The 14037-nt window shown below is 47.9% G+C and carries 12 protein-coding genes and 1 CRISPR repeat array; all 12 genes read right to left on the minus strand.

The annotated features are described in order from the left end of the window. A partial coding sequence (locus tag lacNas_RS07710; protein WP_201330626.1) for a thiolase family protein occupies positions 1–854 on the minus strand: 854 nt, incomplete at its 3' end. A gap of 153 nt (positions 855–1007) precedes the next feature. Beyond that, positions 1008–2267, minus strand: a complete 1260-nt coding sequence (locus lacNas_RS07715; protein WP_201330627.1) for a sensor histidine kinase — start codon at positions 2265–2267, stop codon at positions 1008–1010. A gap of 2 nt (positions 2268–2269) precedes the next feature. Then, positions 2270–2935 (minus strand): response regulator transcription factor, encoded by a 666-nt coding sequence (locus lacNas_RS07720; protein WP_201330628.1) that lies wholly within the window; start codon positions 2933–2935, stop codon positions 2270–2272. Between the two features lie 6 nt (positions 2936–2941). Beyond that, positions 2942–3550 carry a GTP pyrophosphokinase gene (locus lacNas_RS07725; protein WP_201330629.1) on the minus strand — a complete coding sequence of 203 codons (609 nt, stop codon included), beginning with the start codon at positions 3548–3550 and terminating at the stop codon, positions 2942–2944. Positions 3551–3689: 139 nt separating this feature from the next. Continuing rightward, positions 3690–5060: direct repeats of the CRISPR family, unit length 29 nt; unit sequence AGGATCACCCCCACTTACGTGGGGAATAC. Positions 5061–5089: 29 nt separating this feature from the next. Further along, positions 5090–5962, minus strand: a complete 873-nt coding sequence (cas2e, locus tag lacNas_RS07730) for a type I-E CRISPR-associated endoribonuclease Cas2e (protein WP_201330630.1) — start codon at positions 5960–5962, stop codon at positions 5090–5092. After that, positions 5959–6909 carry a type I-E CRISPR-associated endonuclease Cas1e gene (gene cas1e, locus lacNas_RS07735; protein WP_201330631.1) on the minus strand — a complete coding sequence of 317 codons (951 nt, stop codon included), beginning with the start codon at positions 6907–6909 and terminating at the stop codon, positions 5959–5961. Before cas1e ends, cas2e begins: the two co-directional genes overlap by 4 nt. Before the next feature lie 2 nt (positions 6910–6911). Then, on the minus strand, positions 6912–7535 hold the full coding sequence (gene cas6e, locus lacNas_RS07740) for a type I-E CRISPR-associated protein Cas6/Cse3/CasE (protein ID WP_201330632.1): 624 nt from the start codon (positions 7533–7535) through the stop codon (positions 6912–6914). A gap of 12 nt (positions 7536–7547) precedes the next feature. Beyond that, complete coding sequence (gene cas5e / locus lacNas_RS07745) at positions 7548–8246, minus strand: type I-E CRISPR-associated protein Cas5/CasD (protein WP_201330633.1); 699 nt, start codon at positions 8244–8246, stop codon at positions 7548–7550. Beyond that, entirely contained in the window at positions 8227–9303 is a 1077-nt protein-coding gene (gene cas7e / locus lacNas_RS07750) for a type I-E CRISPR-associated protein Cas7/Cse4/CasC (protein WP_201330634.1), read from the minus strand. The genes cas5e and cas7e overlap by 20 nt, the downstream gene beginning before the upstream one ends. 11 nt (positions 9304–9314) lie before the next feature. Continuing rightward, entirely contained in the window at positions 9315–9956 is a 642-nt protein-coding gene (gene casB, locus lacNas_RS07755) for a type I-E CRISPR-associated protein Cse2/CasB (RefSeq protein WP_201330635.1), read from the minus strand. A gap of 18 nt (positions 9957–9974) precedes the next feature. Beyond that, positions 9975–11672 carry a type I-E CRISPR-associated protein Cse1/CasA gene (locus lacNas_RS07760; protein WP_201330636.1) on the minus strand — a complete coding sequence of 566 codons (1698 nt, stop codon included), beginning with the start codon at positions 11670–11672 and terminating at the stop codon, positions 9975–9977. 2 nt (positions 11673–11674) lie between these two features. Next, positions 11675–14037, minus strand: a 2363-nt coding sequence (gene cas3, locus lacNas_RS07765) for a CRISPR-associated helicase Cas3' (protein WP_201336213.1), incomplete at its 5' end; no start/stop codon positions are given.

The following is a 14037-nucleotide window of genomic DNA, read 5'->3' on the forward strand; positions in this document are numbered from 1 at the left end:
TAGTCAGCCACCTGCCGCTTGTTTTCACTCAGCAGCTTGCGGATGGCGTAGTATGGACCGTAACCCATGAATTCCGGGTCGTAGCCGACTTCGGCGTAAGCGCCGAGCTTGGCCAGAGGCTTGAGCTGATATTCTTCCACCTTTTCAGCCGTAGCCAGGATGATCATGCTGGCACCGTCAGAAATCGGTGAGGCGTTGCCGGCAGTAACCGTCCCGTCCTCGGTAAAGGCTGGCTTGAGGCCGCTTAAGGCTTCCATGCTAGTATCCGGGCGGACGTTTTCGTCCTGCTTCAGCTCTTCGATTTGAATGATTTCATCGTCAAAAAGCCCTGCTGCCTGGGCCTTGACCGCCTTTTGGTGGGAGGACAGGCTGAAAGAGTCGGCTTCCTGGCGGCTGATGTGGTCACGCTTAGCCACGTTTTCAGCGGTGATCCCCATGGATTTGCCGGAGAATGAGTCAACCAGGCCGTCGCTGAACATGATTTCTTTTGGCGCGTTGGACATGCTTTCGCTGCCGCCGACCGCTACCAGGCCCAAGTCGCCGATCAGCATTTGGGCTTCAGCCAGGCGGGCTGCCTTCAAGCTGGACCCGCAGACTTCGTTGATTGATACGGCAACTGAGTCTTGCCGCATTCCGGCGTTTAAGGCCACCTGCCGGGCCATGTTCTGGCCCAGGCCGGCTGACAAAACGTTGCCCATGAAGAGGGCATCTAAAGCTTCAGCGTCCAGGTTAGCCTCCTTCAAAGCTCCGCGCAGGGCGATTTGGCCCAGGTCGATGGCGGAAAAGTCGGCTAACTGCTTGTGGTAACGGCCGAAAGGAGTTCTCTTGGCCGCAACAATATAAATATCTTGCATATAAATTCTCCTCAACTAAGTTTTGTTTTGGGGATTGCTGAGCCCGGCTCAGCTTTTTATAACCAGTATATTTTACTATAATCTTCCCCTGCTTGCTTGATGAAGCGCTTGATTTTGCGAAATATTAAAAAGCACCCCGTGAGGGTGTGCTCTTTAGTGAACTCGTTTGAATGTGACTGTAAAATTCATCACGCCATCCGACCAATTGGCGTTGATCTTGCCGCCAAAAGTTGCCACCAGGTCCTGGGCCATTGAAAGGCCAATCCCGAAGCCAGACTTTTTCTCATGATCGTAATGGTGCGATTCGTCTTCCCGGTAAAAACGTTCAAAGAAGCGGTTGGTATCAACATCCGCGCCATTTTTGTACGAGTTGGAAACCGTCAAAACGGCGTTTTGGTTAAGGCGGCTCTTGGTCAGGTTGACTGTCACTTCGCCTTCTGGATCACAATACTTTTGCGCGTTGTCAATCAAGATATTGACCAGCTCCAGCAGACTGTGCTGCTCGGCATTGACGTAAAGGTCAGGATCAATGTTGACCGTATACTTCTTGTGGTCTTTGGCCAAAACGGATTTAAATGATTCCGCTGACTGCTTTGCGGTTTCCGAGAAATTGATCTTGGAAAGAACGATTTCTTCCGGCTCGCTCATTCTGGTCAGCGTAATCAGCTGGTTAATCAAACCAGTCATGCGCACGACTTGTTCTTTGGTGCTTTCGTTCCATTCGTCGTCGTTTCCCAGAATCTCTTCCATTTCAGCGTTCGCGCTGATTACGGCCAGCGGCGTCTTCAGTTCATGGCCGGCATTGGTGATAAAGCGGCGCTGCTTCTCGTAAGCTTCTTTGATCGGCTGCACCGCCCGGTCGGCCAACAGAGCCATGATCACTATGAAGAATAAAATTCCGCCGAAGGTGAAGATCAGCGCGTACTTGGCCAGCAGTATCGTCGACTGCATCAACGGACTCAAATCAATGAAACAAACATAGTATTTGTTGGCGGAAATCTTTTTAGCAAGATAGCGGAAACGCATGCCTTTTGAGCGAATCGTTCCCTTCATCTGCCCGGACTTGAGGCGAAGAGTCAGCTGCTTCGTGCGGTTGTTCACCGAGGAAATCGAGTTGCCGACAATGTGACCGTCGTCAATTACCTTCATCTTTTGGGTCTTGGTGTTGATGTTGGCCGTGAAATACCTGTATTTGAACATTCCTTCCCGGTTGTACTGGTCACCAAGCTTCTGCTTGGCCTGCACCACGTCCAGGCGGCCGTTGTTTTTAACGATGATCGACAAAACCTGGTCAGCTTCCCGGCTGGATTCAAAAACACTGATGCCAATCAAGCTGGCAAAAGAGATGATCATTACCAAAAACAGAGATAGCGTCGCTATCCACATGAAGCGACGCCTGACTTTTTTTATCATGATTAGGCCCTCTCAAGGCAGAATTCTCCGCCCTTTTCACCGGTGATCCGGACGTTGGCGCCGATTGAAGCCAGTTTAGAACGCAAGAATGAAATGTAAACCCAGACTACGTCTTCACTTTCATCCTCATCCTTCCAAACGTGGTTGAAAAGCTCCTCCGTACTGATCGCCTTATTTGGGTTAAGCAAAAAGTAGCGCATCAAGCCGGTTTCCTGCTTGGACAGGCTGATGGAATTGTTGCTCGACAGCTCCTGGGCGTTAAGGTCCAGCTTTAAGTTGTCGTAATTCAGCTCCTGATTGCTGTATTCGTCACTTCGCCGCTCCTTGGACCGCAGCCGGGCCAGGAGTTCCTTTAAAGAAAACGGCTTGGTCAGATAATCGTCAGCACCGACATCCAGGCCGGTTACCTTGTCATCGATTTCTGACTTGGCCGTCAGCATCATAATATAAGTTTTGTCCCCGGTAGCCCGGATTTCTTTAACGGCATCCAGGCCATTTTTTACAGGCATCATGATGTCCATGATGATGACGTCGTAGGGGTGTTCCTTGACTGCATCAACGGCTTCTTGGCCGTTAAAAACTGAATCGACGTCATAGCCGCTTTTTTGCATGGCGACCGTGAGAACTCTGTTAAGTTGTGCTTCGTCTTCTGCTAAAAGAATCTTCATATTAAATTATCCCTCCTTGATCAGTTGGCGAATCGTTTGCAGGCTAACGTCACAGGAAGCCAGCTCGTCAGCAACTCTCTTGAGTTCCTTGCTGATACGTTCAGGATTCTTGATATCGTGTTTGTACTTCATTTCGTGTTCCAGGCTGGCCCAGGTATCCATCGCGATCGTCCGCAGCTGGATTTCGACATAATACGTGCCTGGCTTGTTGCCGTGGACGTCTTCAAACGGAGTAACTACTTCCATGATCAAGTGGTAAGACCGGTAGCCGTTTGGCTTGGCATCGGTGATGTAGTCCTTCTCCTTGATGATTTTAAAATTGTCCTGCTTTTTTAATAGATCGATGCAAGTATAAATGTCGTCAATAAAGTTGCATACGATTCTGAGGCCAATGGAATCACGGTTTTCAATCAGCGCTGATTCTGGCGTCAGCGGGAGACCCTTCTTTTGGCATTTTTGAGTCATGCTTTCTTCGCCCTTGACACGTCCTTCAAGGTGTTCGTAAAGCTTTTGTCCCGTTTTTTCACTGTATTCTTGACTAATTTCTTGAATTTGCTTTAACGTATCGTCCAAAATTTCTGGAAGATAAGCAGCATATTTACCGTAAATACTCATAATTTTTCCTCATCATTCTTTCTTCTACTACTTACTCTACCAGAGATTCGTGAACTTTGCTCGCCTTTTAATAGAAACTTATGGACCCCCACTTGCGTGGGGAATACGAAATTTGGTCCATGTTGAGCGTCACGGGGGAGGGATCACCCCCACTTGCGTGGGGAATACTGAAGTAAACGAGTTTACCCGCTTGCGCCAAGAGGATCACCCCCACTTACGTGGGGAATACTGCCTTCGTGTCTTTCAAGAATGGCCTTGATGAGGATCACCCCCACTTACGTGGGGAATACTTCCGTTTGATCCGGATCCATAACCCCACATAAGGATCACCCCCACTTACGTGGGGAATACACCTTAACAAGAGGTCGATCCTCCTGGATTACAGGATCACCCCCACTTACGTGGGGAATACGTTTTGGCGACGACAACCTCGTGCAGCTCTATAGGATCACCCCCACTTACGTGGGGAATACGAGCAGGATAATTTCTACTTTATTAAGATGTTAGGATCACCCCCACTTACGTGGGGAATACAAGTTGATAAAAGCGGCAATGCAACGTGGGTAAGGATCACCCCCACTTACGTGGGGAATACCTTTGGAAAATCTGAGCTCTGGCAGCAGCAGAGGGATCACCCCCACTTACGTGGGGAATACAGTCGGCAGAGCTGGCCCAGGCCTTAGACTTGGGGATCACCCCCACTTACGTGGGGAATACATGCTAACTTTACTAAATCACCAATGAACCACAGGATCACCCCCACTTACGTGGGGAATACATAGTCCCGGCAGACTTCTACAGATGTCCCGAAGGATCACCCCCACTTACGTGGGGAATACACCTATTAAAAAAACGCAACCTCCCAGGCTGCGGGATCACCCCCACTTACGTGGGGAATACATTTGGAACCTGGCCCCGTGAGCTAAAGAAATAGGATCACCCCCACTTACGTGGGGAATACAGTTAAGGGGGATGCAAAAAATGACTAATGACAGGATCACCCCCACTTACGTGGGGAATACTGGCTTTTACTTATGGGGTGATAACGATGATGAGGATCACCCCCACTTACGTGGGGAATACAAACCACAGACGCAAAAGTTTGAGACTAACCTGGGATCACCCCCACTTACGTGGGGAATACTTGCACTAGCCGCTGCAGCCATGGACAGAGACAGGATCACCCCCACTTACGTGGGGAATACTGCTAGCACACTAACACAGTGGTACGGGGGGTAGGATCACCCCCACTTACGTGGGGAATACTCAATCGCTGGGTTCAGGCTCAAAAGGAGCATAGGATCACCCCCACTTACGTGGGGAATACTTGAAGTTGCTCGGTGATGATTTCAGCGGCGTAGGATCACCCCCACTTACGTGGGGAATACATCGGGAGCAACGGAGTGAGCTCTACCGTGACAGGATCACCCCCACTTACGTGGGGAATACGTACCATAATGGTACAGGAGGACGACATGGAGAGGATCACCCCCACTTACGTGGGGAATACAGTAATGGATCCCTTTAGCGACGCCATTCTCAAATCACTAAAATGCGATTTTTGATTAGTTTTATCGCCAGCTCCTTCGTAGCCCTTGCATCAGACACAGCGTTGTGTGGCATCTTATTTTCGATCCCATAGTTTGATAATACAGTCTGCAGCTTATAGTTGTCCAGGAATTTTTCTTTTCTTTTTACAACTGGCAGCAAATCCTTAATCTCATTTCTCAATTCTTGCATCCCGAATTTCCGATAATCTCTATTCAAAAATGCAGAATCGAATCTAAAATTATATCCAACGATTGGCATATCCCCAACAAAATCAGCCAATTCTCCTAATGCATCTTGCAGCGGAACGCCTTCCTTCTTCAATATTGCAGGAGTTATCCCAGTCAGCTCCACTATCTGTTTTGGCACATCAACGTCTTGCTTGATCAATCGGTAATATTCCGTACCATCGTGTTTCACCGCACCAATAGACAAAATCTGATCAATTTCCGTATTTAGTCCTGTCGTTTCAATGTCAACCGCGACAAATTCTTTTTGCTTTGCAGCAACTGCAGAAGCCCTCATTCTTTCAGCCTTGTGCGCTTTATGAAATTTAGCAGCGTTGCTAAAACCATGATCTACAGTTTCCTGGTTGACAACATGCTTTACAAAGAGCATCCCATCCAAGTCAATCACTTGCCTTGATTTGCGGGTCGTCTTAAAGGCATACCCCTGCTCATTATTGGTGTTATATACGAGAGTTGCTTCACCATTGCCAATGTTGGTTTGGACTCTATCCCACAATTTGTCTCTAACCCTGGCACTGACATCACCAACATAGACCCCTGTTTGAATTTCCTGGCACCATCTGGTCAAATCCCCCCTAAGAGCGGGAGGAGTTTTAGTTAAGGTTATGACTATCATTCTTTATCACTTTGCTGTTCATGGTACTGCACGCCAAATTTTTGCAGTCCTAATTTATCATCCCAAAGATTCATGACTTCTACGTCTTGATCTTGATCAGCATCGCCTAACAGCAGGTGTTTCAAATCTACAACCATCTGTTTGATCAGTTTGGTCTCACGGAACTTATCTCGCATTGCGTGTCTGGTACGGCTGGCGATATCATCATCTCCATACTTTGCTACCGTTTCAAAAGCGATCGGAATAGAAATATCAGCCTTGTACAGATCCGCAAAATCATATACAAATGCTAAGTCATGTCCCGTGTGCACAAAGCCTAATCCTGGAGATGCGCCTAAAGCAACTATTACGCTATAGCTTAAGCCATACAGTGCTTGGTGTGCAGCCGTCAGTGCTTTATTGATTGGGGTTCCAGAATCAAAATCGTCTACTTTGTATTCTCTCTTGGACCACTTTACCCCTGTCTTCTTTGACTGTTCACGGTATACTCGGCGTACTCTGGCACCTTCTTTTCCTCTCAATTCTTCCATCGTTAATTTGCTAACGTCTTCATCGGGGAAACGAAGCTGATACATTTTTCTAGCCACCGCTACCCGCGAACGAACATTGGATACCAATCTTGCCTGTGCTTCCAAAAGCCTTGAAGAGCGGTTAAGCGCTCGGCCATGAGCATATTGCCGTACGCCTTGCTCACCAACCCAAACCACTGCCATGCCTGAGTCTCCCATCAATTCCATTGCACGGTGGGTCACATCAACGCCAGGTCCCAGCAACAAAACACTGATCACCGCAGCTGGAACATAAACAATTCCCTCTTCATCTCTAACCTCAACAGCACCGTCTTTCCGGTACAGCTTAGCATGTTCAATGTAGAGGAATGTTATTCTATCCTCCGTGCGTCCCAATTCTGTGAGGTCAGGTTTCTTGTAGCTTGCTTCTACTTTCATTTTTAGTCAACCGGAATAACTGTCATCAATCCCATGCCAAAAGCCTTTTCCCGGCCAATGCCTGCTGTCAGTGCATTCTTAAACTGATCCAAATTACTGATTTTCAGTTTTCCTTCAAATACAGTTCTGTTCAAAGAAACATGCTTTTGCTTACGCAAAAGTGGACGATCATGCCCTGCCACATCCGCGGATACGAGCTCAAAGCCATTGAGCTTTGCCTTGTCTTGCAACCATTTCATCTGTGCATCGATCGCAAAACATGGAATTATGCTTCCAGGATGGGAGCTGCTTTTGCCGCCGCGGCGAACTGGATTAGCCGTCAGTTTAAATTGAAGCAGTTGGCCTTCTTGTAACCTGTTTAAAAATGGTTCGTAATCCTTGCAGATTGCTGTTCCCGGCTTGCCGTATCTTTCCAGTTCCTGTAAATTTGGTTTTTCAGGACTCAGTACAAGCAAATAATGCTTTCCGTTCAAGGTGTCCAGCCGCCATAAATGCCGCAGGCGTTCACCACTGGAAATTTCCTGCGGAAAAGACCGCTCAACCCAATTATGGTAAGCTCCGAGATGAGACAAATTTTTTATTTTCTGCCGATTTTTTGAATCGACCTCAACTCTTGATAAATACATCCCACGACTCCTTTACAAGTAATCCATAATGTCGGGAGAATCCTTATAACATGGATTTTTTAAACTGATTCTTTCCTTAGCAGTTAATCGGAAGCCAAAACGCCGGTTCTGCGGGTCAAAACTTTCTACCCGGTCTTTCATAGTTTGCGTGAAGGCAGCATCTGGCAACAGATTGGCATCAGCAATAATTTCTGCTGTATACTCTGACTGCCAGCGCCGCTTCTTTTGATACCACTTCTCTGCCTGCCAAGGCATTTTTTCCAATACTTCAACTGGATTGGCTGCCTCGAAGCTTTCAATTTGCAAAACACCGGCCGGCGGACAAGCCCGGCGGCCCAGGTAAAGCTGAAAGCGGGGGTGTTTCAACACATACTCAATCTTTTCAATCAAATCTTCATCTTCGCTGCCAACCGCTGCAACATAAACCGCGTCTTGATAATGGTCCCGGTAAGTCAGTTTACGGGTTTCTTTTTTCCATTCAACCGTCTGGAATTCAGTCATCACTTTGCCAACTTGATCGATCCGGACCGCGAAAAGCAGATCATTCAAGGACTTGATCCGCTCATCCTCCCGCCGCATCCCAAGCGCGGCGGCAATCATTCCGATCACCGCGCTCTTCGACGGCGCCGGCCAGGTGGTCCGCCGCTCAAAGCTGGCCTCATTGCCATAAGACTGAAGTGGGGCAGTCAGTCTAATCGTTAAGGTCTTCATTTTCTACCGCCTTCTCCAAGACGTCTTGCAACTTATTCAAAAGATCCTGCAAGTTACCCGCCTGTTCACCAACAGTCGTTGCATACTTGCCAACCGCAACCGTTGCCAATGGCTGATCAACAAACTGCAGTGAGTCGCTGAATTCCTTTTCCAGCTTCTTGACTGAACCTTTCATGTAACCTTCGCCAGCCTTGGCAACCACAGGTTCTTCAAAGGCTGAAACCAGGTTTACTGGAGTGTCATCACGCACAGTCACCATCACGTAGTTTGGCAGAGTCTTGTTGGCAAAGGAGTTTTGCTTGCCAGTTGGCATTGACAGAGCAAAATCCTTGATAAAAGTCAAAGCGCCGGCAACTGCGTCTTCGCCACCCAAGTTGTAGCCAAGTTCGGCCATGTTGATGTTGGCATAGCGGTAAAGAGTTGCTGAATCGTATTGCGTCGTCTGAATCAAGGCCGCGCCGCTCTTTTCCTTTTCCTGCAGATCGTCTAAAGCCGTGAAGTAGTCGTATTCAGGAATGATTTCATGAGTTGAGATCGCGTGGGCAACTTGGGCTGAAGCATCAACGTTGAGTTCCGGGTTGTCAGCAACCATCCGGCCAAACAGGGCCAGGTCCAAAGAATTGCCCTCCAGCAGGATCTTCTTGACCTCCTTCTTGTCCAGCTTTTCATTTTCCCAAACGTAGTCAGCCAGCTTGGAGATCTGCCCTGGGCTGACCATCAACAAGGCACCGGTTTCGTTGTCCTTGTTAACCTTGATCCCGCCTTCTTTCAAGGCATCAATTGCCTTGCTCATAGCCGCGTCTTCATCCAAACTTGAGTCGAGGTCCTGCAGCTTAGCCGCCAACATTTGCGGAACCCGCTTGGTCCGGGTGCCGATGTTTGCGCCGTCTTCAGCAAAGGCCTTTCTCACTGCCCGCTTCCAGGACTGGGATGACACTCTTGCCCGAGTAACGCCACCGTAAAAGGCCGTCTTTGGAGCACCAGTGTCGTCGCGGTTGATGTTAGATGATGGTACAGTTTGCAGAACGTTGATGTCGACGTATAAATTCTTAGTCATGATTTTTCTCCTTACTTATTGTCTGCTGAATTATTATCGTTTGACTTGCCAAACGAACGATAGTACTGCTCACCCCAGTGCAAACGGACTTCGTTTGCCTGCCGGTAGCCGAGCTGGAACTTATACAAGTCACCTGCTAAGCGGGCATAGTCAATTTGAACATTGTTCTTCTTGCTCTTGATGATTTGCATCAAGTGCACCAACTGATCGATTACTGCGGTAAAATTGCTTGTTCCAAGCAACGCTTGAACCCGCCGGTCCAGTGCTTCTGGCGAATCAGCATTTTGCTTCAGATGGTTCAAAGCCTCGAACAACTCCAAACCACTTACATCATTTTTATCTTTCTTTTCCTTTTTTTCAGTCTTCTTGACAAAGACCTTCCGAGCAAAAACACAGTAATCTGATGCTTGCTGGTGCAAAGCGTACATTCTGACTGCCGCAAAAATTGCATTTTCCACTCTAGTTGCCCTGCCGTCTTTGCTCAACCAGTTTTCATCAAGATTGCTTAAAAAAACTGGCCAGACTTTTTGTGCCCGGTAGCCGTCAATCGTTGACGCGGACCGTAAAGCCGAGAGCGAAGCTTTGTCGGTATTACCGTTGTTGTACAACTGGCGGATAATCCGTTCAGTCACATTTTCAATTTCATTTGCCATCACAGTCACCTTTCCTTTCTACTTCTTTCCTTCATTCATTACCTTATTGATCCCAGCCCGGTATTTGTTGGCTGCAATAAAAATATTGCTTTGCACGTCATTTGTCCCAGAGATGTCCCGTGGGGCAATGATTTCCAAGAATTCGCTCAAAGTCTTCAGCGCGACGCGCCGCAGTTCCTTTTCCCAAGTTTCTTGCTTCTCATCCCGATCATCTCCCCCGGTCAAGCCAGACAGCCAATTTTCAAAGGGCTCGTTCAAGTTGTCATAAAACATCTGACTCTTTCTGCCTGCAAAATCAGCAGCGCCTTGCGAGCCAAAGCGGATCCGGCCAATTTCCATCAAGAAACCGTAATATTTCCGGCCGACCTTTTGGCTCAAGTCAACCATGTGCTCAATTCGCTCTGGCCAGGCGTTTTTACGGTCTTCCGTTTCGTCAAACAAAACATCGGCTTCAATCCGCAAATTGTCATCAAATTCAGCCGCAGGCATCAAGGAAGTCGCGCCGCCATTGCTGATGATTCCTGACGTGTGCAGGTTGACCATCTGATTATTTAAGACAATCTTCTTGCTCTTCAGATAGTTCAGCCAGGCAACCGTGAGCGGTTCTTTTGATTCATCCCGGCCTTCAATGTCAATGTATTGGCCAAAGTTGCGCCACATCGCGATGTCGATGCTGCTCAGCTGACGAGTTGCTGGATAATAATTTCCATCCTTTTGATTTCTCCGCCAAGTGCTCATCGGCTCAATGTTATAGGCGTTAGCGCTGTCGAAAGCTGGCAGGCCAGCGCTGAAAACAGTTGGCGTGCCATCTTGCCATTCGATATGCAGCAGTCTTGACCAAACCGTATAAGTCTCGGCAAAGTTGTCCGGCTTGACCTGTGAAAGCCGCTTCTTGACATATTCACCCAGGTCTTCTTCCCAAACCGGCCGTTGCTGAACATATGCCGGTTTATTTGGGTTGAAAAGCAGCAGGTTCAACATCAAGGTCTCAAAGAGATTTTTCCCTTGAGCGTATACCGGGTTCAAAGTATACAGCCAGCCGCGGGAATTTGACATTTTCTCTTTAGCCTTAACCTTGGTCTTATCAGTTACCCCTGTAAAATTCTGATAAGTAATTATCCAGCGGACCAGTTCATCCAGGGTCATCTTGTTCTTACGGTTAGCACTCTTAGGCGCGAAGATTGCTACAGAGTTGCCACTTTGTGAAATCAAGCGGTTGATCTGCATCAGATCAACTGTCCCCGAGCCCTTGGCGATCTTTTTGTTGTCCGGCACAAAGCGGTCATATTGTTCGGCCGTGACCTGGTAAAATGGCCGGTCACCGAAGAAGTCAAAAAGATCCTTGTTCTTGTCCAAGTAGTCAAAAACCGCATCGGAAAACTGCCCCGCCTTATAGAGACTCAGCCAGGTTTCAGTGAGAATTTGCAGCAAAGTGAAGCTGTCAATTTCATCATCGTCTGACTGCACGTGCATCTTGTCATTAAGTGTGACCCACTCGTAGGCTTCTCCATCTTGATCAACTCTGGTATAAACCGTCATCAAAATTGCTTCCAGCAGGCGCAAAACTGCCAAATCCTGCGCGTGCATCTCTCCGGCCAATTGCCGGTAGTCTGCCGCGTTCTGCAGGAGTTCCTTGATCGAAACCATTTGCTCGGAATTAGTCTTGCCATCCAAGACCTTGATCCAGGGTTCGGTCGTTAAGTTGAAACTTTCCATAATTAATTATCAACCTCCTTTTCATAGCTCAATCCAGTCTTAGCTGAATAACATAAGTCGTAGCCATTAAAGTTTCCTTTTGCATTCTCGCCAAGTACTAAAGCCAATGATCCTTTCAGCCAGGAACTGTTCTGCCAATCCGGGAATCTGCGAGCTGTCTCCTCTTCCAACTTGTTGATTGCCTGCTCAATATCTGGCGTTACCGAATTGGGAAGGCGAATTACTTCTTGAGCTATAGCTTCGTCATCAACTTCAGATACTTTCTTGCCATTCATCAAGTAATACTCGCCGGAAATTTCCTTAAGCAAAATAACTTCAATGCTTTCACGGATATCACGAACTGCAGCTGAAGCCTGGTTGTCATCCAGACTACCCTTGTCCCGGTCCAGCCAGCGGTGGATCGTTAACTGTTCAACCCACATTTCATCCCGAAGATTGTCGTCTTTTCTTGGATAAATCGGAGCATTGATCTGGAAGCTGCCAGCTTTACTCATTTCGAGCTGGCTGTCTTTCCGCCACTTGTCCTTAGCCTCATCCAAATCGGCGACCTGGTCATCCGTTGCTTCGTCATAAACCAGCTGCACCAAGCTGGAAATATCATTAGGAAGCAGCACCTTTTCCGGTAAAAAGTGTTCCGTCTTCTGCAGGTAGTACTTCTCGTAAACTGCTTCATTGGCCGGGCCGTAGTCATCAGCATCTGGCTTCATAACATACAGCTGGCGCTGCTGGAGACCAGCAGGGCGAGAAATTTTATGCCGATGCAAGCGCCCCGCCCTTTGTAGCAGCAAGTCGATCGGTGCGATATCCGTAAACAGGACATCAAAATCAATGTCCAATGACTGTTCCAGGACTTGCGTCCCGATAACAATCATTTTTTCTGGCCGCTCGCCGTTTTTCCCGATCATCTTCTGCAGCTTATCCTCCAGCTCAGTCCGGTCCGAGGCCAAAAAGGCTGAGTGCAGAACCAGGCATTGCTGGCTAGGGTCTACCAGCTTGGCAAATTCTTGTGCCCGTTTGACCGTGTTTACAATAATGCCGGCAATCCCACCATCTTTGATTTGTTCCTTAACCTTGGCTAAGACACTAACCGGATCATCATTGATGTAGCTGACCTGCAGCTCTTTTGCTTCTGTCTTCAATCCAAAGTCTGCATACTGACGCAGATTTTTGCCGTCCAAAATGCTTAGTAGTGGATAAGCTTGGTTGTTTTCCCAGCCTTCCTCCGCTTGTAAAACTTTTTTAAATCGGACATATTTTCCCTTGCCATAGTGTTTGATCAGCTCATTACGCTTTTCCTTCGGCAAGGTGGCTGACAGAATTATCACTGGAACATGGTACGCGCCCAGCCACTCCAAAGCTTTCAGCAAATAGCTGCTCATGTACATGTCGTAGGCGTGAACCTCGTCGATAATGACAACCTTGTTGCTGAAGCCAAGGTGTCTCAAGAACAAGTGCTTTTGCTTGAGACCCATCAATAGCAGGTTATCAATGGTCCCAACGGCAAAATCGGCCAAAATGGACTTTTTACCGGAGAACCAGGAGTTGACGGTAACTGCACCCTCATCGGTTTCTTCTGATTCGATATCTTCCGCCCGCGGCAGGCTGGTATAGCGGGAATTCCAGCTCGATTTTCCGTGCAGCAGCTTAATATCTAACTTGCTGCCGTCAATTTCGGCAATTTCTGTCAGCCATTTCTCCACCCGATCAAACATTGCGTTAGTAGTTGCCTGAGTTGGCAAGCCAATATATATCCCTGTCCGGCCTGTTGCATAGGCCAGCTGCTCAGCAGCTGTAAGTGCAATTTCCGTCTTGCCAATTCCCATTTCGGCTTCGATGATCACCAATCCAGGATCAATTGTTTCCTTTATTTGCTCTTCCATAACGGATTGGATTTGCCGCGGCTTAAAGCCAAAATGCTGTTGGTAATAACCATTAGCATCGTTTACTTCTTCCGGGATCCAAGCATCATTGACCGCCCAAGTAGAAATAGCGCCTTGGTAGCGGGCGGTCATATCTACGTCGTTAAAGCCTTGATCCAGGCCAATCAGATTAAACATTGGCTTGTTTGGATCATTGTTTAAGCAGGTACTGGAGGCCAGCCAGTCAGCCATGATCAGCAGGCCCTCCAAGATCACTGCTTCAGGTTGATTGACTGCTGGCACTTCGCTGATGTCGCTGTAGCCAGCTAATTCCAAGCCATAGGCAATCAGTTCATTTTGAACGTCTTTCCACGGCTGCTGCGTTTCTTTATCCGTATCAGCTTGATAATAATTTGCCGTAAATACGTCCAGTTGCTCTCTCTGATCGCCACTTTGCGGCTTGCCATGGTGGCCGCCGATGATAGCCGCCACGGTTTCATTTAGAC

The sequence above is a fragment of the Lactobacillus nasalidis genome (assembly GCF_016587775.1).
GTDB classification, from domain to species: domain Bacteria; phylum Bacillota; class Bacilli; order Lactobacillales; family Lactobacillaceae; genus Lactobacillus; species Lactobacillus nasalidis.

What these genes read in the sequence shown, in the direction of transcription:
- lacNas_RS07760 (WP_201330636.1), bottom strand. Translation starts at nt 11,672, where the DNA reads ATGGAAAGTTTCAACTTAACGACCGAACCCTGGATCAAGGTCTTGGAT.
- cas6e (WP_201330632.1), bottom strand. Translation starts at nt 7,535, where the DNA reads ATGTATTTATCAAGAGTTGAGGTCGATTCAAAAAATCGGCAGAAAATA.
- lacNas_RS07725 (WP_201330629.1), bottom strand. Translation starts at nt 3,550, where the DNA reads ATGAGTATTTACGGTAAATATGCTGCTTATCTTCCAGAAATTTTGGAC.
- lacNas_RS07720 (WP_201330628.1), bottom strand. Translation starts at nt 2,935, where the DNA reads ATGAAGATTCTTTTAGCAGAAGACGAAGCACAACTTAACAGAGTTCTC.
- cas2e (WP_201330630.1), bottom strand. Translation starts at nt 5,962, where the DNA reads ATGATAGTCATAACCTTAACTAAAACTCCTCCCGCTCTTAGGGGGGAT.
- lacNas_RS07715 (WP_201330627.1), bottom strand. Translation starts at nt 2,267, where the DNA reads ATGATAAAAAAAGTCAGGCGTCGCTTCATGTGGATAGCGACGCTATCT.
- casB (WP_201330635.1), bottom strand. Translation starts at nt 9,956, where the DNA reads ATGGCAAATGAAATTGAAAATGTGACTGAACGGATTATCCGCCAGTTG.
- cas7e (WP_201330634.1), bottom strand. Translation starts at nt 9,303, where the DNA reads ATGACTAAGAATTTATACGTCGACATCAACGTTCTGCAAACTGTACCA.
- cas5e (WP_201330633.1), bottom strand. Translation starts at nt 8,246, where the DNA reads ATGAAGACCTTAACGATTAGACTGACTGCCCCACTTCAGTCTTATGGC.
- cas1e (WP_201330631.1), bottom strand. Translation starts at nt 6,909, where the DNA reads ATGAAAGTAGAAGCAAGCTACAAGAAACCTGACCTCACAGAATTGGGA.